At 72.3% G+C, this 21,616-nt stretch carries 20 protein-coding genes; 19 read left to right on the top strand and 1 reads right to left on the bottom strand.

The features are described from left to right. The first annotated feature begins 25 nt into the window (after positions 1-25). From NYF13_RS34235 to NYF13_RS34250, 4 genes are all read left to right on the top strand, one after another. Positions 26-541 carry a hypothetical protein gene (locus NYF13_RS34235; RefSeq protein WP_315662156.1) on the top strand — a complete coding sequence of 172 codons (516 nt, stop codon included), beginning with the start codon at positions 26-28 and terminating at the stop codon, positions 539-541. Between the two features lie 353 nt (positions 542-894). Next, the gene (locus NYF13_RS34240; RefSeq protein ID WP_315662157.1) at positions 895-1,317 is read left to right on the top strand and encodes a hypothetical protein; all 423 of its coding nucleotides are present in this window, start codon (positions 895-897) and stop codon (positions 1,315-1,317) included. Positions 1,318-1,344: 27 nt separating this feature from the next. Further along, the gene (locus tag NYF13_RS34245; protein WP_315662159.1) at positions 1,345-2,439 is read left to right on the top strand and encodes a histidine kinase; all 1,095 of its coding nucleotides are present in this window, start codon (positions 1,345-1,347) and stop codon (positions 2,437-2,439) included. Then, entirely contained in the window at positions 2,436-3,044 is a 609-nt protein-coding gene (locus tag NYF13_RS34250; RefSeq protein WP_315662162.1) for a response regulator transcription factor, read from the top strand. Before NYF13_RS34245 ends, NYF13_RS34250 begins: the two co-directional genes overlap by 4 nt. A gap of 4 nt (positions 3,045-3,048) precedes the next feature. On the opposite strand, the gene NYF13_RS34255 is transcribed toward NYF13_RS34250, so the two are convergent. Next, the gene (locus NYF13_RS34255; protein WP_315662164.1) at positions 3,049-3,999 is read right to left on the bottom strand and encodes an SDR family NAD(P)-dependent oxidoreductase; all 951 of its coding nucleotides are present in this window, start codon (positions 3,997-3,999) and stop codon (positions 3,049-3,051) included. Positions 4,000-4,057: 58 nt separating this feature from the next. Between NYF13_RS34255 and NYF13_RS34260 the strand changes: the two genes are divergently transcribed. The 15 genes from NYF13_RS34260 to NYF13_RS34330 all read left to right on the top strand — a co-directional run bounded on the left by NYF13_RS34260 (position 4,058) and on the right by NYF13_RS34330 (position 21,532). Then, positions 4,058-4,522, top strand: a complete 465-nt coding sequence (locus tag NYF13_RS34260; protein ID WP_315662166.1) for an SRPBCC family protein — start codon at positions 4,058-4,060, stop codon at positions 4,520-4,522. Positions 4,523-5,331: 809 nt separating this feature from the next. Then, positions 5,332-6,087: a polysaccharide lyase family 7 protein gene (locus NYF13_RS34265; protein ID WP_315662168.1), complete on the top strand. Its 756-nt coding sequence runs from the start codon at positions 5,332-5,334 to the stop codon at positions 6,085-6,087. Positions 6,088-6,109: 22 nt separating this feature from the next. After that, positions 6,110-7,024, top strand: a complete 915-nt coding sequence (locus tag NYF13_RS34270; RefSeq protein ID WP_315662170.1) for a right-handed parallel beta-helix repeat-containing protein — start codon at positions 6,110-6,112, stop codon at positions 7,022-7,024. A gap of 227 nt (positions 7,025-7,251) precedes the next feature. Next, entirely contained in the window at positions 7,252-8,454 is a 1,203-nt protein-coding gene (locus NYF13_RS34275) for an ROK family transcriptional regulator (RefSeq protein ID WP_315662171.1), read from the top strand. 259 nt (positions 8,455-8,713) lie between these two features. Beyond that, positions 8,714-9,952 carry an ROK family transcriptional regulator gene (locus NYF13_RS34280; protein ID WP_315662172.1) on the top strand — a complete coding sequence of 413 codons (1,239 nt, stop codon included), beginning with the start codon at positions 8,714-8,716 and terminating at the stop codon, positions 9,950-9,952. Next, entirely contained in the window at positions 9,949-11,451 is a 1,503-nt protein-coding gene (locus NYF13_RS34285; protein ID WP_315662174.1) for a sugar ABC transporter ATP-binding protein, read from the top strand. The genes NYF13_RS34280 and NYF13_RS34285 overlap by 4 nt, the downstream gene beginning before the upstream one ends. Continuing rightward, entirely contained in the window at positions 11,448-12,461 is a 1,014-nt protein-coding gene (locus NYF13_RS34290; RefSeq protein WP_315662176.1) for an ABC transporter permease, read from the top strand. The genes NYF13_RS34285 and NYF13_RS34290 overlap by 4 nt, the downstream gene beginning before the upstream one ends. A gap of 22 nt (positions 12,462-12,483) precedes the next feature. Further along, on the top strand, positions 12,484-13,536 hold the full coding sequence (locus tag NYF13_RS34295) for a substrate-binding domain-containing protein (protein WP_315662178.1): 1,053 nt from the start codon (positions 12,484-12,486) through the stop codon (positions 13,534-13,536). A 38-nt stretch (positions 13,537-13,574) separates the two neighbouring features. Next, the gene (locus tag NYF13_RS34300) at positions 13,575-14,726 is read left to right on the top strand and encodes a Gfo/Idh/MocA family oxidoreductase (RefSeq protein WP_315662180.1); all 1,152 of its coding nucleotides are present in this window, start codon (positions 13,575-13,577) and stop codon (positions 14,724-14,726) included. 70 nt (positions 14,727-14,796) lie between these two features. Further along, positions 14,797-15,954, top strand: a complete 1,158-nt coding sequence (locus NYF13_RS34305; RefSeq protein WP_315662182.1) for an inositol-3-phosphate synthase — start codon at positions 14,797-14,799, stop codon at positions 15,952-15,954. Next, positions 15,936-16,814 (top strand): SCO3242 family prenyltransferase, encoded by an 879-nt coding sequence (locus NYF13_RS34310; RefSeq protein ID WP_315662184.1) that lies wholly within the window; start codon positions 15,936-15,938, stop codon positions 16,812-16,814. Before NYF13_RS34305 ends, NYF13_RS34310 begins: the two co-directional genes overlap by 19 nt. Next, positions 16,811-18,217, top strand: a complete 1,407-nt coding sequence (locus tag NYF13_RS34315; RefSeq protein WP_315662186.1) for an EboA domain-containing protein — start codon at positions 16,811-16,813, stop codon at positions 18,215-18,217. The genes NYF13_RS34310 and NYF13_RS34315 overlap by 4 nt, the downstream gene beginning before the upstream one ends. Positions 18,218-18,219: 2 nt before the next feature. After that, positions 18,220-19,083 carry a TatD family hydrolase gene (locus NYF13_RS34320; protein WP_315662187.1) on the top strand — a complete coding sequence of 288 codons (864 nt, stop codon included), beginning with the start codon at positions 18,220-18,222 and terminating at the stop codon, positions 19,081-19,083. Then, positions 19,080-20,162 carry a metabolite traffic protein EboE gene (eboE, locus tag NYF13_RS34325; RefSeq protein WP_315662189.1) on the top strand — a complete coding sequence of 361 codons (1,083 nt, stop codon included), beginning with the start codon at positions 19,080-19,082 and terminating at the stop codon, positions 20,160-20,162. The genes NYF13_RS34320 and eboE overlap by 4 nt, the downstream gene beginning before the upstream one ends. Beyond that, on the top strand, positions 20,159-21,532 hold the full coding sequence (locus tag NYF13_RS34330) for an alkaline phosphatase family protein (protein ID WP_315662190.1): 1,374 nt from the start codon (positions 20,159-20,161) through the stop codon (positions 21,530-21,532). The genes eboE and NYF13_RS34330 overlap by 4 nt, the downstream gene beginning before the upstream one ends. Positions 21,533-21,616: the final 84 nt, after the last annotated feature.

The following is a 21,616-nucleotide window of genomic DNA, read 5'->3' on the forward strand; positions in this document are numbered from 1 at the left end:
TGAGCGTAGGAACTCGCGAGACCGCATGTCGAACAGCAGTCCGCCGGTGTCCAGGGACCCATTGGAGGCAGCCGGAGAAAATATCGGTAACAAATCAGTGCGGGAGCAGTTTGTGCAGAGAGGAGGCGCCTCTCAGGTGCACTGCTACAACTCGACTTCAGGCGGTGTGATTTATCATTTCGACTACAAGGTGGTGATGAACCGGAAGTGGCTGGAGATGCTCGTAAATTTTGCGGGAAGCGATGGGTTCGACAGGCGCGTAGGCCGGGGCGCGGGATCTCTGCGAGAAGGGGTGGAGTTTCGAGTGCTCAAGATATTCTGCCAGTCGGACGGCGTGAACCAGATCCGGATCCAGTTTTCGGAGATTGAATTACCATCATCCTCCGATTCAAGGCTGTTCATATTTTCTTCGAATAAAATTCCGCAAGAATTTCGTATCTTCAAGAATGGAAAAGAGTCTTTTAATTTCGGTCCCGAAGGGTGGGCTGTCAAGCTTTATGACGTTGTTAATGAGAATCTGAAAATTTCTTACTCGGAGTGAATTTCGGATTGCGGTGTTGACGGTCCGGTCAAGGTGGCCGGGTCCGCCGTAGAGTGAGATCGCTGTTGAGGCGGACGAATCGGATCGTCGGCTTTACGTGGCTTGACGCTGGAGGGACCTTGCCCGTCCGTTTGGGCGGCAATCTGATGAAGCCAAGGACGGCTCGGGTGGGCCGCTTGGCCTGTCGGTGTAGTACTGAACGGGGGGCCCGACTCTCGAGGCCGAAGCCGTGTCATCCCCGAAGCACTGACAAATGTCATCCCCCAACCCAGCGCCAGCTCACTACCCGCTTCCCGCCCCGCCCACCACCATGAAGAGGTGACCAAGACCCACCGAGTCCCGAAAGGACAGTCATGACCACGATTTCCGCTCAGGGCCTCGAACATCCGCGCAGCCGGTCGGCGTTTCGGCTCGTGCGGGGGTTGGTCGGGGGGTATCTCGGGCTCAGTGTGCTCACGCTGGTGGGCATCTTCCTCGCGCGCGGCGACCAGTCCGTGGTCACCGGGGCGGTCTGGGTGCGGGCGATCATCGTGGCGGTCAGTGCGGTGCTGACGCTGTCCTTCGTCCTCCGGGCGGCGCGGGGGTCCCGGCGGGCGTTCCTGCGGCTGCGGATCGTGTCGGCCGTGATGCTGGTGGCGATCGTGGTCGTCGTGGCGCTGCCGGGGGCGTTTCCGGTGTGGTTGCGGATCGAGCAGGGCGTCTGCGGTCTCGCGCTGCTGGGGGTCGTCCTGGTCGTCAACGGGCGGCACCTGCGGGCGCTGTTCGCCGGGAAGTGAGCCGGGGTGGCCGGTAGCGTGCCCGGGGTGGATGGGCACCGCGGGAGGACCGACCGGCCGGATCGGTGGCTGCTGGGCTGGCGGCGGTTCGTGCTGGACGCCGGGCTGCTGGTCTACCCCCTCGTCACCGGGGCCGGGATCGCGCAGGACGCCACCGGCGCGGAGCTGGCCCTCGGGTGGGGGATCGTGGCGGCCTTCTGCGCCGGGTACGGGCTGGCCGCGTGGGCCGCGGCGCGGCAGTCGGCCGGCTGGTTCCGGGCGTCGATCGTGGTCCTCACCCTGCTGTTCCTGGCCGCGCTGCCGATCGCGCACGCCAACGCGTTCTTCCTGGCGACGGTGATCGTCTCGCTCACCGCGCCGCGACTGCCGCGGTACGGGATCGCGCTGGTGGCCGCCGGTGGGGCCGCCGCGCTGGTGGTCCCGTGGATCGGGCAGCACGAGCCGGGCTGGGCGCAGGCGGTGGCGCTGGTCTTCACCGCGCTGATGGTCTACGCGTTCGCCGAGGCCATCCGCGCCAACCGCGCCCTGGTGGAGGCGCACGCCGAGGTCGTGCGGCTCGCCTCGGAGGCCGAGCGCTCGCGGATCGCGAGGGACCTGCACGATCTGCTCGGCCACTCGCTCACCGCCATCACGGTCAAGAGCAACCTCGCGCGCCGGCTCGCGGTGAAGGGGGTCGAGCGGTCCGTGGACGAGATCACCGCGGTCGAAACGCTCTCCCGGCAGGCGCTCGCCGACGTGCGGGCCGCGGTCTCCGGATACCGCGACGTCACCCTCGCCGGAGAGCTGGCCCGGGGCCGGGAGTTGCTCCGCGCAGCGGGGATCCTCGCCGACCTGCCCACGGCCGTGGACGTCGTCGATGGCGCGCACCAGGAACTGTTCGGCTGGGTGGTACGCGAGGGGCTCACCAACGTGGTCCGGCACGCCTGCGCGACCCGGTGCACCGTGGTGCTCACCGCTTCGGAGCTGGAAGTCCTCGACGACGGGGTGGGCGCACCGGCGAGCGCGGGCAGTGGACTGAACGGGCTGCGCGAACGGGTCGCCGAGGCCGGCGGGCGGCTGGAGGCCGGACCGCTGGACCCCCGGGGCTGGCGGCTGGCCGTGGCGATGGGAGCACCCGCATGACGATCCGGCTGCTGCTCGCCGACGACCAGGAGCTGGTCCGCCAGGCCCTGTGCGCGCTGCTGGAGCTGGAGGAGGACTTCGAGGTCGTCGGCTCCGTCGGCCGGGGCGACCTGGTGGCCGACGCCGCGCTCACCGGACGGCCCGACGTCGCCCTCCTGGACATCGAAATGCCCGGGCTCGACGGACTGGCGGCCGCCGCGGTGCTCGCCGCGCAGGTGCCGGACTGCCGCGTGGTCATGCTCACCACGTTCGGCCGCGCGGGCTACCTGCGGCGGGCTATGGACGCGGGCGCCGTGGGCTTCGTGGTGAAGGACGCCCCGGCCGAGGTGCTGGCCGACGCCATCCGCCGGGTGATGCGGGGTGAGCGCGTGGTCGATCCCGCGCTGGCCGTCGCCACCCTGGCCGCCGGGGAGTCCCCGCTGACCGCCCGCGAGCGCGACGTGCTCATCGCCGCCCGCTCCGGCGTCTCGGTCGCCGAGATCGCGGCGAACCTCTACCTGTCCGAAGGCACGGTCCGCAACTACCTGTCGGCGGCGATCACGAAGACCGGGACCCGCAACCGGATGGCGGCCCTGCGCACCGCCGACGAGCGGGGCTGGCTGTAGCCGCCTACCGGGTGCCGATCGCGTCGAGGCAGTAGCCGAGCAACCGGTGGACGTCCGCCCGGGCGGGCCGCGTGCCCGGGAGCACGTGCCGCGGTCGCGAACGGCGGTCGTGCCAGAACCGGCCGGACGGCGGGGCGGGGGCGGTCGCGGCCAGCCACACCGCGGTGTCCGCGCCCTCGGCCGAGGTGCGCAGCAGCGGGCCGGTGAGGCGGTGGAACGTCGGCAGCGAGCCGGCCACGCCGGGCGTGTCGGCCCAGCCCGGGTGCATGCTGTGCACGGACACGCCGTCGGCCGCCCAGCGCTCGGCCAGCAGCGGGGTCAGCTCGACCTGCATGCGCTTCGTACGCGCGTACGCCGCGGCACCGCGGTAGGTGCTGGAGCGGTATTCGGGATCGTCGGCGGCCAGCCGCTGGGCGTACATCCCGCCGGATGACATCAGGATCACGCGTGCGTCGCCGGTCACCCGCAGCGCGGGGCGCAGCAGCTCGGTCAGCAGCAGCGGGCCGAGGACGTGCGTGGCGAGGGTGAGCTCGTGCCCTCCGGCGGTCTCGGTGCGCTCGGCCGGGAGCACTCCGGCGTTGTGCACCAGCACGTCGACGCGTTCGAGGGTGGCCGCGAAGGCGCGGATCGAGTCCGGTTCGGACAGGTCGCACTCGGCGAGCACGAGGTCCGCGTCCGGCGCTTCCGCGCGGATGCGGGCGAGCGCCTGTTCCCCGCGCTCCCGGTTCCGCACGGCCAGCACGACGGTGGCGCCGAGCCCGGACAGGCCGGCGGCGATGGCTTCGCCCAGGCCCGAGTTCGCGCCGGTCACCACGGCGACACGGCCGTCCAGCGCGCCCGCGGCCGGATCGCCGTCCGGCCACTGACGACGCCGCAGCCGGTAGCCCCACCGGGAGTACCCGCCGAGCACCGTGCGGTCGAGCACGGTGTCGAGCACCTTGGTGACCGATCCCATCCCAGTCCTTCCGTCGTCGTTGTGCGCAGCCTACGGCCGCCGTGGTTGGCTGGGCCGTATGACGACCGAGCGATTCGAGGTCCGGCGCGAAGTCGCCGCGCCCCCGGCGAAGGTGTTCGCCCTGCTGTGCGATCCGCAGGGGCACGTGGCGATCGACAGCTCCGGCATGCTCCAGTCCGCGGACGGCGCGCCGGTCCGCGCGGTGGGTGACGAGTTCGTGGTGCACATGGACCGCGAGGCCCTGGGTGACGTGCCGATGGGCAAGTACGACGTGACCGTGATCATCACCCGGTTCGAGCCGGACACGCGGCTGGAGTGGACCATCTCCGGCACGATCCAGCCGCCGATCCGCCACCTCTACGGCTACCGCCTGGCGCCGAGCGAGACCGGCACCCTGGTCACCTCGTACTACGACTGGAGCCAGATCGAGCAACGCTACCGGGACAAGGTGTCCTTCCCGATCATCCCGGAGACCGCGCTGCGGGCCACGCTGGGCATCCTGGCCCGGACGGTGGAGCGCTGACCGGCCCCTGAACGATCGCCGGCCTCCTCGCGACCGGCTCGCCCGCGGCGAACGGGTGGTTCCGGATCGGGCGGCTGGTCGACCTGCCCGCCGGGCCGGACCGCGGCAACCCGCCGGACGAGGTGATCGAGGGGTATCACCGTCGTCTTCCGGCCGCGAGCGCTGCTTGCCGAAGATCGCGCCGGTGCCGGGCTTCCACCGGTTCCGGCTGCGGACGATGTCCGGCTTTCCGAAATCGGCTTGGCGGCCGGAGCCCGGGCGTTGCGCGCGGCCGGGCCAACCGGCCACCGGGCCAGCGGGACAAGATGCTCGCGCGGTACGGGAATCCCGGCTCCCGGGAGCCCGCGGCCGGGACGGGTGGGTGCGTGGTGCGGATCGAAGCGGATCGCGGTCAGCGCCTGCCCGGTGCACGCGGTGAAGCTGCCGGGACCGAGTGGCCACGGGGCTCCGGACCGGGCAAGCCTGGGATGACGATCATGGGCGGGTACCCCCGGCTGCGTCGGGCGAGGGCAGCCGATCGTCGAGGCGGCGGTCGAGCCGGCCGCGCGTTTCCGCTGGGCGGCGGGGACGATGGTCCGGCTGGCCGAGGCGGCGGGGGCAGCCGCCCGACCGTCGGCAACGAGATCGGCTGGGGGGCGGTGATCGACCTGCTGGGGCGCAGTGCCGAGCCACCTCATGCCGCAGTCGGGAAACCCGGTCCCGAAGGCGGCGTCGCCGTCGTCGGGACCGGTTCCCGCGGTGGTGGCTGAGGGCGACCGGCGGAATCCGGCCGGGGACCGGTCCCGGGCGGCCGGGCTAGCTTGCCGATCATGGAACGGACCCAGTGGATTCCCCTCGTGGCGGTGGTGGCCGGCGCGCTCCTGCCCGGTGCCCCGGCCACGGCGGCCCCCTCGAAGGACTGCCGCCATCCGGCGGACGTGCTGGACCTGGCGAACTGGAAGGAGACGCTGCCCACCGGTTCGAAGGGCAAGCCCACCGAGATCGAGCAGCCCGCGTTGAACACCTTTTCCGCCGAACCCTGGTTCACCACCGCCGCGGGGTGCACCGGGGTTCGGTTCCGGGCGGCGGTCGACGGGGTGACCACCAGCGGCAGCGGTTACCCGCGGTCCGAACTGCGGGAAATGGCCGGCGGCGACGAAGCGGACTGGTCCACCACCCGGGGCACCAGCACCCTGACCGTCGACACCTCCGTCACGCACCTGCCCGCGGACAAGCCCGAAGTGGTCGTCGCGCAGATCCACGACGCGGACGACGACGTGACCGTCTTCCGGCTGGAGGGCAGCAAGCTCTACCTCACCCGGGGCGATGACCCGCACTACCGGCTCGCCGACGGCGGCTACCGGCTCGGGACCCGGTTCACCGTCGAGTTCGTCGCCGGGGGCGGACGGATTTCGGCCTACTACAACGGAACCGAGGTCGCCGGCTTCGCGAAGAAATCCTCGGGCGACTACTTCAAGGCCGGGGTGTACACCCAGGCGAACTGCGACAAGTCGTCGCCGTGCAGCGCGCAGAACTACGGCGAGACGGTGGTGTACGGACTGACCGTCGCCCACCAGGACCACTGACCAGCCACTGAGGGAGAAAGCCTTGTCCAAGAACGAAATCCTGTCCGCGTGCGCCGGGCTGGTCTTGCTGCTGCCGTTCGCGGGTGCCGCCGCGGCCGCGCCCGCGGGCAGCGCGGCCGGTGCCCACGCCGGGACCGGGCCGGCCTGCACGCGTCACCTCGCCGACCCCGCGGACGCCGGTTCCGTGCGGCCCGGTGACGTCGTCTGCTTCGGCGCCACGGCCAAGACCAAACGGCTGAAGATCACCAAGGGCGGCACGGCGCAGGCGCCGGTCACCTACTCCGGGGCCGGGCAGCGGGTCGGCGGGATCGACGTCGACGCCGATCACGTGATCGTCGACGGGTACACCATGGACGAACCGTCCGCGCCCGGTATCGAGGTGCACGGGAACGGGGTGACCGTGCGGAACAACACCGTGACGGCGCCGAAGGGCGGCGACGGGGACGGGCTGCGGTTCTTCGGTGACGACATCACCATCAGCCACAACACGATCAGCAGGACCGACAACAGCACCGGGGCCCACGCCGACTGCATGCAGACCTTCGCCACCGATGAGGACGACGTGGCCAGCAGTCACCTGGTGGTCGACGGCAACCGGTGCGAGCAGGTCGACAACATGTGCCTGATGGCCGAGGGCCCCGACTCCGAAGCCGGCGACGGCAGCGGCGAGGGCGTCTCCGAGGACTGGACGTTCAGCAACAACTACTGCCAGACCCGGGAAGCCTCCCAGACGCTGATGGTCGACGACGTCCAGCACCTCACCGTCACCGGCAACACCTGGGCGGCGGGCCCGGACCACGCCGTCGGCCTGCAGAACCATTCGACCGACGCGCACGTCGGGGACAACGCGCTCGACCCGTCGATCGAGTGCGAGGTCGGCATCGACAAGTCGTCGAAGAAGGGGTACGAGGGGCCCACGCCCCGCTGCGACCCGTGATCGGCCCGGGGGTACGGCGGTTCGGCCACCCGGACCCCCGCCCGGTCCGGCATAGTCCATAGAGGACATTCGGATCTCTCGCCGGGTGCGCCGCGGTGGTGCCCCGGCCTCCGGCCAAGCCCGGGCCGGTGCTGCGGTAGCCGTCGCGGCCGGCTGCGGCCCGGTTCGGGTGCCCGCTGCGCAACTCGGCCGGAACGAACCGGGGCGAACGCCGTAGGCTCGGCTGAATGAGCACGGCATCCACCACGGGGCACCCGATGGTCGAAACCCGGCACCAGACCCAGCTGCTCACCCTGCTGCGGGACGAGGGGCCGATGTCCCGGGTCGAGCTGGGGGAGCGGCTGGAGCTGCCGCGCGCCCGGGTGGGGGCCGAGGTGACGCGGCTGGGTGAGGCCGGGCTGGTCGAGACGGCCGGGCCGTCGGCCAGCCGGGGTGGCCGCCGCTCGACCCTGGTGCGGCTCGCCGGTGACCTGCGGGTGCTCTCGGTGGACGTCGGCGCCACCTCGGTCGGGGTCGCGCTGACCGACGCTTCGTGCGAGGTGCTGGCGCACTCCATCGAGGACTGCGACGTCCGGCAGGGGCCGCACGTGGTGCTCAACCGCGTGGCCGGGCTGGCGGAGAAGATCCGCGAGCAGGCACCGGGCCGGCTGATCGCCGCGGGGATCGGCCTGCCGGGGCCGGTGAGCTTCGCCGAAGGCATGCCCGTCGCCCCGCCGATAATGCCGGGCTGGGACCGGTTCTCCGTGCGCGACCACCTCGGCGGCCTGCTGGGCTGCCCGGTCGCGGTGGACAACGACGTCAACTCGATGGCGCTCGGGGAGCGGCACGCCGGGGTCGCGCGGTCGATCGACGATCTGGTGTTCGTCAAGATCGGCACCGGCATCGGCTGCGGGATCGTGCTCGAGGGCAAGGTCTACCGCGGGGTCGCGGGGACCGCGGGCGACATCGGGCACATCCGGCTCGACGACTACGGGCCGACCTGCGCGTGCGGCGAGGTCGGCTGCCTGGAGGCGTTCTTCGGCGGGGCCGCGCTGGCCCGCGACGGGCTGACGCTCGCGCGCAGCGGCCGTTCGGCCTACCTCGCCGACGTGGTCGCGGACCGGGGCGTGGTCACCGCACGCGACGTCGGCCGCGCCGCCGCGGCGGGGGACTTCGGCGCGGTCAACCTGGTCCGGGACGGCGGGCGGCGGCTCGGCCAGGTGGTGGCCTCGCTGGTCAGCTTCGTGAACCCGGGCATGGTGGTGATCGGCGGCGGGGTGGCGCAGCTCGGGCACCAGCTGCTGGCCGAGATCCGCAGCTCGGTCTACCGGCGCTCGCTGCCGCTGGCGACCGGCAACCTGCCGATCGTGCTGTCCGAACTCGGCGAGACCGCCGGCGTGATCGGCGCGGCCTGGTCCGCCACCGACCGGGCGTTCAGCCTCAGCGGCTGAAGGGCCGGACAAGCACCGGACAAGCCCTGGCCGAGGCCCTCGGCGGGCACGTTATGCGGTCGAATGCATCCGTTAAGTTACGTAAAATCCGTACAGACTTTCGTACTACAGATACGAAAGTTTGCGGCAAATCGGACGACTGTTCGGGTGAATGGAGTGGTTTCTGTCCTGTTGTCACCTTGACGGGTGACACCAGTCACCCTACTTTCGCTTGCTAAGTAACAAAGTTTGTTACGGCTGAAGCGTAAGTGAGGGTTGAGTGATCGCGACTGATCCCGGGCCGCACGTGCCGGTCAGCCCCCGCACGGCGAACCTGGCGGCGCTCCTGCGGGCGCTGCGGGCGGGCCCGCTCTCACGCACCCAGCTCGCCACCCGCTGCGGCATCACCAAGGCCGCGGTCTCCGGTCTGGTCACGGAGCTGTCCGGCCGCGGGCTGGTCCGGCCGGCGGGCCTGCTCGCCGGCCACGGGCGGCCGAGCCGGCTGGTCGAGCTGAACGCCGGGAGCGCGTGCGGGCTGGCGCTGGGCGTGGAGGCCGGCCGGTTCTCCGCGGTGGTCACCGACCTCGAAGGCCGGGTGCTCGCCGAGCGCACCGAGACCGCCGACGTCGCCGCCCTCGGCCTGCACCGGAGCATGGACGAGCTCGGCTTCCTGGCCGGGCGGGTGCTCGACGGAGAGCGGCCGGTCGGGGTCACCGTGTCCGTGCCCGGGCTGGTGGATTCGGCCGCGGCCGTGCTGCGGTTCGCGCCGACCCTGCGCTGGCGGGACGCCGAGATCGCCGACCTGGTCGCCGCCCGGCTCGGCCTGGCCGCCGACGCCGTGGTGGTGGACAACGAGGCGAACCTCGGCGCGGTCGGCGAATCGGTGGCCGGGGCCGGTGCGGGCGTGCGCGAGCTGTTCTACCTCAGCGGCGGCACGGGCGTCGGCGGCGGACTCGTCTCCGGCGGCGCGATCCTGCGCGGGGCCCGGGGGTTCGCCGGCGAGGTCGGGCACCTCCCGGTCGACCCGTCCGGTGAGCGGTGCCCGTGCGGCCGGGTCGGCTGCCTCGAGACCAAGGCCGGGCTGAACGCCGTGCTGCGGGCCGCGGCCGCCCCCGGGGATCCGCTGCACGATCCGGCGCTGGGCGTCGACGGCCGGGTCGGGCTGCTCAAGCACCGCGTGTCCCGCGGGGACCGCCGCGCGGCCGCCGCGGTCTCGGAGCTCGGGTTCGCGCTCGGGGTCGCGGTGGTCACCGTGGCCGACGTGCTCGACCCGGACGTGGTGGTGCTGGGCGGTTATTTCGCCGCGCTGGGCCGGTGGCTGGTCGAACCGGTGCGCCGGGAGCTGTCCGCGCGCCCGCTCGCGCACGAGCCCTCGTGCCGGGTCGAGCCGTCCCCGCTCGGCACCAGCGCCGCGCTGCGGGGCGCCGCGCACCTGGCCACCGAACGGCTCTTCGCCGATCCGACGCTGGTCCCGTTCCGGCCGAAACCATCCGAAACCACAGCGGAGGCACCGGTATGAGCCTGCTTTCGGTCCGCGGGATCGTGAAGACCTTCCCGGGCGTGCGCGCGCTCGACGGGGTCGACTTCGACGTCGAACCCGGTGAGGTGCACTGCCTCCTGGGCCAGAACGGCGCGGGCAAGTCGACGCTGATCAAGGTGCTGGCCGGGGCGCACCGGCCGGACGAGGGCGAGATCACCTGGCAGGGCGAGCCGGTGGCGCTGCCCTCGCCGGTGGCCGCGCTGAAGATCGGCATCGCCACGATGTACCAGGAACTCGACCTGGTGCCCGGGCTTTCCGTGGCCGACAACATCTTCCTCGGCCGCGAGCGCGCGAGCCTCGGCTTCACCCGGATCGGCGAGTCCCGGGGCCTGGCCGCGAAACTGCTCGCCCGGCTCGGGCACCCGGAGATCACCCCTTCGACCGAGGTGGGCACCCTGTCCGCCGCGGGCCAGCAACTGGTTTCGATGGCCCGGGCGCTCGCGCACGACGCCAAGCTGCTGGTGATGGACGAGCCGACCGCGGCGCTGGCCGGGGAAGAGGTCGACAACCTGTTCCGGATCGTCGGCGAGCTGACCGCCGAGGGCGTCGCGATCGTCTACATCTCCCACCGGCTCGAAGAGCTGCGGCGGATCGGGCACCGGGTCACCGTGCTCAAGGACGGCCGCACCGTGGCCACCGACCTCGACGCGAAGCGGACGCCGACCTCGGAGCTGGTCCGGCTGATGGCCGGGCGCAAGGTCGAGACCGTGTTCGGCCCGCGCCACGAGGAGCACATCGACCACCGGACCGAAGTGCTCGAGGTCGACGGGCTCGGTGTGGCGGGCGAGTTCGAGGACATCAGCTTCACCGTCCACGCGGGCGAGGTCGTCGGACTGGCGGGCCTGGTCGGCTCCGGGCGCAGCGAACTGCTCGAAACGATCTTCGGCGCCCGCCGGCCCAGCGCGGGATCGGTGGCCGTGGACGGGAAGACGATCCGGGCGGGCAGCGTCTCGGCCGCGGTGAAGGCCGGGATCGGCCTGGCCCCCGAGGAGCGCAAGAGCCAGGGCCTGCTGCTCGACCTGCCCGTGGTGCACAACGTCACGCTCGCGAGCCTCGGCCGGTACGCCAAGTTCGGCTTCACCGACCGGTCCCGTGAGCTCGACGACGCCGGGGAAAGCCTGCGGCGCCTGGACCTGCGGCCCGCCGACCCGAAGCGGATCATCCGCACGCTCTCGGGCGGCAACCAGCAGAAGGCGGTGCTCGCGCGCTGGCTGGTGCGCGGCTGCCGGGTGCTGCTGCTGGACGAGCCGACCCGCGGCGTCGACGTCGGCGCGCGGGCCGAGCTGTACCGGCTGATCAGCGAGCTGGCCGCGACCGGGGTGGCGATCGTGCTGGTCTCCAGCGAGATCCCGGAGGTGCTCGGGCTGTCCGACCGGGTGCTGGTGCTGCGGGAGGGACGGGTCCTGGCGACCAGGCCGTCCGCGGACCTGACCGAGGCGGAGGTGCTCGACGTGATTCTCGAGGGGAGTGCGGCATGACCGATCAAGCCGAGTCGGTCCGGGTCACGGACCCGGGCAAAACCCGGCTGCCCCAGCCGAAGCGGTCGCCCTGGCGGGCCGACCCCCGGCTGCTCGGGCTGACCGGGGTGCTGGTGGTGCTGTGCCTGCTCGGCCAGCTCACCCGGCCCGACCAGTTCTTCACCGACGGCAACATCTCGACCATCCTCCGGCTCGCCGCGGCGATCGGCGTGGTCAGCGTGGGCATGACGTTCGTGATCATCAGCGGCGGCATCGACCTGTCGGTCGGGTCCATCGTGGCGCTGGCCAGCGTCTGGCTGACCACCCTGGCCACGCAGTCCTACGGGCCGGTGGTGATGGTGGTCTGCGGGGCGCTGGTCGGGCTCGGCTGCGGGCTGGTCAACGGGGTGCTGGTGGCCTACGGCAAGGTCGTGCCGTTCATCGCGACGCTGGCCATGTACGTGGCGGCCCGCGGGCTCGCCGAGCGGATCAGCGGACGCCGCACCCAGGTGGTCTCCGACCCCGGCTTCCTCGCCTTCTTCCGCGGCGACCTGCTCGGCGTCCCGGTGCTGATCTGGATGTTCGCGCTGGTCTTCGCCGTGGGCTGGGTGCTGCTGAACCGCACCACCTTCGGCCGCCGCACCTTCGCGGTCGGCGGCAACGCCGAGGCGTCGCGGCTGGCCGGCATCAACGTCAAGCGGCACACCGCCCTGGTCTACGGCGTGGCCGGGCTGTGCTGCGGGATCGCCGCGCTGATGGTGGTCGCGCGGACCACCGCGGGCGCCTCGACCAACGGCATGCTCTACGAACTCGACGCCATCGCCGCGGTGGTGATCGGCGGCACCCTGCTCACCGGCGGCCGCGGCTCGCTGCTCGGCACCCTGATCGGCGTGCTGATCTTCACCGTGCTGTCCAACATCTTCACCCTGAACAACCTGGACACCGACATCCAGAACATCGCCAAGGGCGTGATCATCGTCCTGGCCGCTCTGCTGCAGTTCCGCTCCCGCAAGACCAGGACGAGTCCGTAGCCACCGTGGATGGAGAACCGTCATGACCGAAAATCCCATGCTGCGCCGGAGGTTCCTGCTCGGTGGCGCGGCCGTCGGGGCCGGCGCGCTGCTCACGGCCTGCACCTCCAACGAGGCCCCGGCGCGGGCGAACGACGCCGACGTGGCGCCGGCCGGCGACCACGCCAAGCCGGGGAAGCCGGTCACCATCGGGTTCTCGGCGCCCGCCGCCGACCACGGCTGGATGGCCGCGATGACCAAGAACGCCAAGGCCCAGGCCGCGAAGTTCAGCGAGGTCAAGCTCAACGCGACCGAGGGCACCAACGACGTCAACCAGCAGATCTCCCAGGTCGAGACCCTGATCAACGCCAAGGTCGACGTGCTGGTGATCCTGCCCTTCGACGGCAAGGCGCTGACCGCCGCGGGCCAGCAGGCGATGGACGCCGGCATCCCGGTGATCAACCTGGACCGGGTGTTCGACACCCCGCTGGCGTACCGCACCTGGATCGGCGGCGACAACTACCGGATGGGCGTCAACGCCGGCAGTTACGTGGCGCAGCAGATGAAGGCCAAGAACATCGGCAACCCGATCATCGGCGAGGTCGCGGGCATCGACTCGCTGCCGTTGACCCAGGACCGGAGCCGGGGCTTCAAGGACGCCCTGGCCCGCCAGGGGTTCAAGGTCGGTCCGCGGGTTTCGGCGCAGTTCACCCCGGAGTCGGGGGAGCAGCAGACCTCGAACCTGCTGCAGTCGGCGCCCAAGCTGGACGCGCTGTGGAACCACGACGACGACCAGGGGGTCGGGGTGGTCGCGGCGCTGAGCAACGCCGGCCGCGGCGAGTTCCTGATGGTCGGCGGCGCCGGTTCGAAGAACGCGATGGACCTGATCAAGGCCGACTCCGGCCCGCTCAAGGCGACCGTGCTCTACAGCCCGTCGATGGCCTCGTCGGCGATCGCGCTGGCGCGGCTGCTGGGGCAGGGCCAGGGCGCCGCCGACTTCGCCGAGCACGAGATCCCGGCCGAGATCACCACCTACTCCGCGGTGGTCACCAAGGAGAACGTGGCCCAGTACCTCGACGTCGGCTTCGAGTCCTGAACCAGCCCGAGACCAGCAGGCGGAAATCGAGGAGGGGCATGAGCACGGCCAGGGAAACGATCGGCATCGGCGTGGTGGGCCACGCGTTCATGGGTGCGGTGCATTCGCACGCCTGGCGCAACGTCCACCGGTTCTTCGACGTGCCGCTGGTTCCGAGACTCGCCGTGCTCGGCGGTCGCGACGAAGGGCGGGCGAAGGCCGCGGCGCAGCGGTTCGGCTGGGCCGAGGTCGAGACCGACTGGCGGGCGCTGATCGCCCGGGACGACGTCGACCTGGTCGACATCTGCACCCCGGGCGACCGCCACGCCGAGATCGCGATCGCCGCGCTCGAAGCGGGAAAGCACGTGCTGTGCGAGAAACCGCTGGCCAACACCCTGGCCGAAGCCGAGGCGATGGCCGCGGCGGCGGCGAAGGCGCGCGAACGCGGGGTCCGGTCGATGGTCGCCTTCAACTACCGCCGGGTGCCCGCGCTCGCGCACGCCCGGCGGCTGGTCGAGAGCGGGGCGCTCGGCGAGATCCGGCACGTGCGTTCGGTCTACCTGCAGGACTGGCTGTCCGATCCGCGGTCACCGATGACCTGGCGGCTGCGCAAGGAGCAGGCCGGCTCGGGGGCGCTGGGCGACCTCGGCGCGCACATCGTCGACGCCGCGCAGTTCGTCACCGGCGAGCGCATCACCGGGGTTTCGGCGCTGATGAACACCTTCGTGCCGCAGCGCCCGGACGGTGAGGGCGGCCGGGGCCAGGTCACGGTCGACGACTGCGCGCTGTTCCTCGGCCGGCTCTCCGGCGGGGCGGTGGCGGGGTTCGAGGTGACCCGGTACGCGCTGGGGCGCAAGAACTCCATGCGGATCGAGGTCAACGGGTCGAAGGCGAGCCTGGCGTTCGACTTCGAAGCGATGAACGAGCTGTCCTGGTACGACGGCACCGGCCCGTCGGCCGAGGCCGGGTTCCGCCGGATCCTGGTCACCGAGCCCGAGCACCCGTACGTCGGGGCGTGGTGGCCGCCGGGGCACCTGCTCGGCTACGAGCACACGTTCACCAACGAGGTCGCGGACCTGCTCACCGCGATCGGCGAGGACCGGGACCCGCGGCCGTCCTTCGCGGACGGGCTGGGGGTGCAGCGGGTGCTGGACGCGGTCGAGCGGAGCACGGCCGCGCAGTCCCGGTGGACCGAAGTCGGCAACCCGTGACCGGTCAGGCCGGTTCCGCACCGGCCTGAACCCGCACAAGATCGATGTGGCGCAGGGAAAGGTGGAGGTTATGGCTGCTCAGGAGCGCACCGGCCTGTGGCTGGTCGGAGCGAGGGGTTCGGTCGCCACGACCGCCGCGGCCGGGCTGCTGGCCCTGCGGGCGCGGGTGGCCGGGCCGACCGGCTGCGTGACCGAGCTGCCCGCGTTCGCCTCCGTGCCGCTGCCCGGCTGGGACGAGCTGGTGCTCGGCGGGCACGACATCGTGTCCACGCCGCTGGAGAAGCGGGCCGAGCAACTGGCCGGGGCCGGGGTGCTCGGCCCCGCCGTGTTCGCCGCGGTCCGGGCGGGACTGTCCGAAGTGGACGCCGAGATCCGCGACGGCTACCACCCGGCCGCCCACACCGGCGCGCAGGCGGACGCGGCCGAACGGCTCGGCGCGGACCTCCGGGCCTTCGCCGAACGGCACGAACTCGCGCGGGTGGTGGTGATCGACGTCTCCTCCACCGAGCCCCCGTGCCCGCACCGGCCCGAGCACGACGACCTGGCCGCGCTCGAAGCGGCGCTGGCCGACCCGGCCCGGACCGTGCTCCCGCCCAGCTCGCTCTCGGCTTACGCGGCGCTCAAGGCCGGCTGCCCGTACGTCGGGTTCACCCCGTCGGCCGGGATCACCTTGCCTGCGCTGCAACAGCTCGCCGGACGCGAGGGCCTGCCGTACGCGGGTTGCGACGGCAAGACCGGGGAAACCCTGCTGCGCACCGTCCTCGCGCCGATGTTTTCGGCCCGTGCGCTGAAGGTCCGTTCGTGGTCCGGCACCAACCTGCTCGGCGGCGGCGACGGGGAGACGCTGGCCGATCCGGTGACCGTCGGCAGCAAGCTCGAATCCAAGGCGCGCGGACTGGCGGCGCTGCTCGGCGACGAGGTCACGGCGCCGCTGCACATCGACCACGTGCCCGACCTCGGCGAGGTGAAGACCGCTTGGGACCACGTGTCCTTCGAGGGCTTCCTCGGTGCGCGGATGAGCCTGCAGTTCACCTGGACCGGGTACGACTCGGCCCTCGCGGCCCCGTTGGTCCTCGATCTGGCGCGGCTGGTGGCCGCGGCGCACGAGGCCGGGCGAAGCGGTCCGCAGACCGAGCTGGGGTTCTTCTTCAAGGACCCGCTGGGCAGCGATGAGCACCGGTTCGCCGAGCAGTCGCGCCGGTTGACCGAGTGGGCGGCGACCCTGTGAAGGCCCCCGCGGTCAAGGACCTGGCCGAGCTGGTCCGCGCGCCGGCCGCGCTGACCGTGCTCGGTGACACCGTCGCCGGCTCGGCCGCCGCCGGGCTGCGGATGACCGGGCGAAGGCTGCTGCTGCCGCTGGCCTCGGTCGCCTTCTACTGGGCCGGGATGGCGCTCAACGACTGGGCCGACCGCAGGCTGGACGCGGTGGAACGACCCGAACGGCCGATCCCGTCCGGCCGGGTGAGCCCGTCGGCGGCGCTGGGCACCGGGGCCGGGCTGACCGCGGCCGGGCTGGGTCTGGCCGCGCTCGGCGGCGGCCGGACGGCGGTGCGCGCGGCGGTCCCGCTCGCGGCCTCGGTGTGGGCCTACGACACCGTGTTCAAGCCGACCCCGGCCGGACCGCCGGCGATGGCGCTCTGCCGCGCCCTCGACGTGCTGCTCGGCGCGGGCGGGGAACCGCGGCGGGCGCTGACGGCCGCGGCGGCGGTGGGCGTGCACACGCTCGGCGTGACCGCGCTGTCCACCGGCGAGGTGCACGGCGCGAACCCGAACACCGCCCGCGCCGCCCTCGCCACCAGCAGCGTCGCGACGACGTTGGCGGTTGCGGGCCCGGCCTTCGGCCGCTGGAACCGGCTCGCGTCGTTGGCCGCGGGTTCGGGCTACGCCGGTTTCGTCGGCCGTGCGCAGGCGGACGCCGCGCGCGACCCGTCGGCCCAGGTGGTCCGCGCGGCGACCAGGACCGGCATCCACGGCATGGTGCCGCTGCAGGCCGCGGTCGCGGCGAAGGGCTCGGTGGCCGGGGCGGCGCTGGTCGCGGTCGCGCTGCCGATCGCGCGCCGGCTTTCGCGGAAGGTGAGCCCGACATGACCTTCCACCTCGGTTACGGCACCAACGGGTTCGCCAACCACCGGCTCGAAGACGCCCTCGCGGTGATCGCCGACCTCGGCTACACCGGGGTGGCGCTGACCCTGGACCACCAGCACCTCGACCCGTTCGCCGAGGACCTGCCCCGCCGGGTCGGCCGGGTGGCCGCCCGGCTCTCGGCGCTCGGCCTGCACCGGGTGGTGATCGAGACCGGGGCCCGGTACCTGCTCGACCCGTGGCACAAGCACGAGCCGACGCTGCTGTCCGACGAGCCCGGGGCCCGCGTCGACTTCCTGGTCCGGGCCCTGCGGATCGCGGCGGACCTGGGCGCGGACTGCGTGTCGTTCTGGTCCGGGGTGTCCACAGTGGAGGCCGATACGGCCTGGGCGCGGCTGCGCGGGGGCGTGGCGGCGGTGCTGGAGCACGCGGAGCGGCGGAACGTGCGGCTGGCCCTGGAGCCCGAGCCCGGGCACCGGGTGCAGCACCTCGGCCAGGCGCTGGACCTGCGGAAGGAACTGGGCGAGCCGGAGCTGCTCGGGATCACCCTCGACGTCGGGCACTGCGTGGCGGTGGAACCGGTGGACGCCGCCGAATGCGTCCGGCGGGCCGGGCCGCTGCTGTGGAACGTGCAGCTCGACGACATGCGGCCGCGGGTCCACGAGCACCTGGAATTCGGTCAGGGGCAGCTCGACCTGCCCGCGACCCTGGCCGCGCTGGAGGAAAGCGGGTACGCCGGGGTGGCCGCGGTCGAGCTGCCCCGGCACAGCCACGCCGCGCCGGAGGTGGCCCGGCGGGCGATCGGGGCGTTGCGGGCCGGACGGTGGCTGGGCCGGGCCGAGCGCCGGGTCCGGGAGCGACCTTCGGTGATCGGCTCGCTGTTCCCGGCCGTCGGGCGTGAGGTCGGCCGCACGCCGCTGGCCCCCGACACCGATCCGCGCGGGCTGGTCGAGGGCACCGTCGACGACCAGGCCCGGTCCCGGCTGATCACCGTGCTCGCCGGGCCGCTGACCGCCGAGGAGCTGGCGACCGAGCTGGGCGAGCTGTACCGGTACGGCGACGACGCCGAGCGGCGGGGCGTGCTACGGGGGCTGAACGAGCTGGCGGAGGTCGAGGGGTTACGGTCGGCGGGGCTGGCGCTGGTGGCGGATGCGTTGCGCACCAACGACATTCGGCTGGTCGCCGCGGCCATGGGTGCCTTCGCGGCGCGTCACCTGGACCCGCACGCCTGGCGGCACGGGGTGCTGAAGTGCGTTTTCGTCGGAGTGCCGCTCGCCGCCGTCGCGAGCCTCAAAGCGCGCGCGGACGACGAGCTGCGCCGGATGCTCGCGGACTTCGCCGACGAGCGCCGGGCGGCCGGTCGTGAAGTGACCGCCGACGCCCTCGAACTGCTGAAGGAAGGCCGATAGCCGTGCGCATCTTCGATCCCCACATCCACATGAGCTCCCGGACCACCGACGACTACGAGGCGATGTACGCGGCCGGGGTCCGAGCCCTGGTCGAACCGGCGTTCTGGCTGGGCCAGCCACGCACCGGCGTCGGCTCCTTCACCGACTACTTCGACGCGCTGATCGGCTGGGAGCGGTTCCGCGCGGCGCAGTTCGGCATCCGGCACCACTGCACGATCGCGCTGAACCCCAAGGAGGCCAACGACCCCCGCTGCGTCGAAGTGCTCGACGTGCTGCCGCGCTACCTGGCCAAGGACGGCGTGGTCGCGGTCGGCGAGGTCGGCTACGACTCGATGACCCCAGAGGAGGACGAGGTCTTCACACGGCAGTTGCGGCTCGCGCTCGAGCACGACCTGCCGGTGCTCGTGCACACCCCGCACCGCGACAAGCTGGAGGGGACCAAGCGCACGCTCGACGTGGTCCGCGAGTCCGGGCTGGCGCCGGAGCGGGTGGTGGTCGACCACCTCAACGAGGTCACGGTCGAGCTGGTCAAGGACTCCGGCGCGTGGATGGGGTTCTCCATCTACCCGGACACCAAGATGGACGAGCACCGGATGGTGGAGATCCTGCGCCGGTACGGGCTGGAGCAGGTGATCGTCAACTCCGCCGCCGACTGGGGCCGCTCGGATCCGCTGAAGACGCGCAAGACCGGGCAGGCCATGCTCGACGGCGGGTTCACCGAGGCGCAGGTGGACCAGCTCCTGTGGGCCAACCCGGTCGCCTTCTACGGCCAGAGCGGGCGGCTCACCCTCGATCCGCTGCCCGGCTTCACCGGCGAAGCGGGCGAGTTCGCCGGCAACTCGGTGCTGCGAGGTGGGCGCCCGTGATCTCCTACTGCACCAACGTCCACCCGGCCGAGGACGTCGAGGGCATCGTGGCGCAGCTCGACCGGTACGCGCTGCCGGTGCGTGAACGGCTGGGGGCCGACCGGCTCGGGGTCGGGCTCTGGCTGTCCGCGCCGGTCGCGCGCGGACTGGCCGGTGACCCGAGCGCGCGCAGGCGCTTCCGGGCCGAGCTGGACGCCCGCGGGCTGGCCGTGGTCACGCTCAACGCCTTCCCGTACGGCGGGTTCCACGACGAGGTGGTCAAGCGGGCCGTCTACCGTCCAACCTGGACCGAGCCGGATCGGGTGGCCTACACGGTCGACTGCGTGACGGTGCTCGCGGACCTGCTCGCCGAAGACGCCGCGTACGGCAGCATCTCCACCCTCCCGCTGGCCTGGCGGGAACCGTGGACCAGCCGCGACGACCACGCCGCGGCCGAGGCGTTCGGCCAGGTCGTGCGGGCGATCCGCCGGACCGGGGACCGGCCGATCCGGCTGGCGGTCGAGCCCGAGCCGGGCTGTGTGCTCGACACGGTGGCCGACGCGCTGTCCTGGCTGTCCGGCCGCGTCGACCCCGAGTACGTCGGGCTGTGCCTGGACACCTGCCACCTCGCGGTCTCGTTCGCCGATCCGGCGGAGACGCTGGCGACGATCGCGAAATCCGGATTGGACGTCGTCAAGGTGCAGGCTTCGACGGCCTTGCACGTGGAGAAGCCGGCCGAGGCGCAGGACGCGCTGGCAGCCTTCGCCGAACCGCGGTACCTGCACCAGGTCCGGGAACTCGGCGGCGACGGAACCGTGCACCGGGCCGACGACCTGGACGAGGCCGGGACCGAGCTGCCGGGGGAGGGGCCGTGGCGGGTGCACTTCCACCTGCCGCTGCACCAGGAGCCGGTGGCGCCGTTCGGCTCGACCACCGAGGTGCTGCGCGCGGTGGCCGCCGGGCTGCCGGCCGGGCCGCACGTCGAGGTGGAGACCTACACCTGGAGCGTGCTGCCGGACGCCGGCGACCTGGTCGGCGGGATCGCCGCCGAACTGGAGTGGGCCGGGCGGAACCTCGTCGCGGAAGGGGTTTCCGCGTGAAGCCGCTGGTGGTGATCGACGTCGTCGGGCTGACCCCGAAGGCGCTGCGGCACATGCCGAAGCTGTCCGCGGTGGCGAGCGAAGGCTGGCAGGCCGAGCTGGGCACGGTGCTGCCGGCGGTCACCTGCAGTGCGCAGTCGACCTTCCTCACCGGGCTGATGCCGGCCCGGCACGGGATCGTCGGCAACGGCTGGTACTTCCGCGAACTCGGCGAGATCTTCCTGTGGCGCCAGCACAACCGGCTGGTGAGCGGCGAGAAGCTCTGGGAGACCGCGCGGTCCGCGCACCCCGGCTACCGCTCGGCGAACGTCTGCTGGTGGTACGCCATGGGGATGTCCACCGACGTCACGGTGACCCCGCGGCCGATCTACCACGCCGACGGCCGCAAGTCGCCGGACGCCTACGTGCGCCCGCCCGAGCTGCACGACCGGCTCACCGGCGAGCTGGGCGAATTCCCGCTGTTCCAGTACTGGGGCCCGACGGCTTCGCTCAAGTCGAGCCAGTGGGTGATCGGCGCGTCGCGGCAGATCCTGCGCGAGCGGCGGCCGGACCTGCTCCTGGCCTACGTGCCGCACCTGGACTACGACCTCCAGCGCTTCGGCCCCGACGGGCCGCAGGCGGCGCAGGCCGCGCGGGACACCGACCGCGCGCTCGCCCCGCTGCTCGACGACGCCCGCGACGCCGGGGCGACCGTGGTCGCGTTGAGCGAGTACGGCATCACGAACGTGAGCCGGCCGGTCGAGGTCAACCGCGCGCTGCGCCGTGAGGGGCTGCTGGAGGTCTACACCCAGGCCGGGATGGAATACCTCGACCCGTGGGCCTCACGGGCGTTCGCCGTGGCCGACCACCAGGTGGCGCACGTCTACGTCCGCAACGAGTCCGATGTGGAGCGGGTGCGGTCGGTCGCCGGCGGGCTGGCCGGGGTCGACGAGGTGCTCGACCGGCCGGCGCAGGCCCGCTACGGGATCGACCACGAACGGTCCGGAGAGCTGGTCGCGGTGGCCGAGCCGGACTCCTGGTTCACCTACCACTACTGGCTCGAAGACGACCGCAAACCCGATTTCGCCCGCGGCGTCGAGATCCACCGCAAACCCGGGTACGACCCGGCCGAGCTGTTCTTCGACCCCGAGGACCGGTTCGCCAAGGCGCGGGCCGGGCTCAACCTGGCCAAGAAGTTCGCCGGCCTGCGCTACGCGATGGACGTGGTGCCGACCGATCCGCGCTGGGTCCGCGGTTCCCACGGGCGGCTCCCGGATTCGGCCGAGGACGGCCCGCTGCTGCTCTGCTCCGACCCCGCCTTCCAGCCCGCCGGCCGCATCGGCGCGACCGGGGTGCACCCGCTGTTGTTGTCCCTGCAAGGACTGAAGTAGGAGAAAGAAGCTCCACCGCGTCCGGTTCTTTGATCGCTGCCGCTCATCGGAAGGATCGCTACAGCTATGTCTCTGAAACGACGA

It is taken from the genome of Amycolatopsis sp. PS_44_ISF1, from assembly GCF_032335455.1.
Lineage (GTDB): Bacteria > Actinomycetota > Actinomycetes > Mycobacteriales > Pseudonocardiaceae > Amycolatopsis.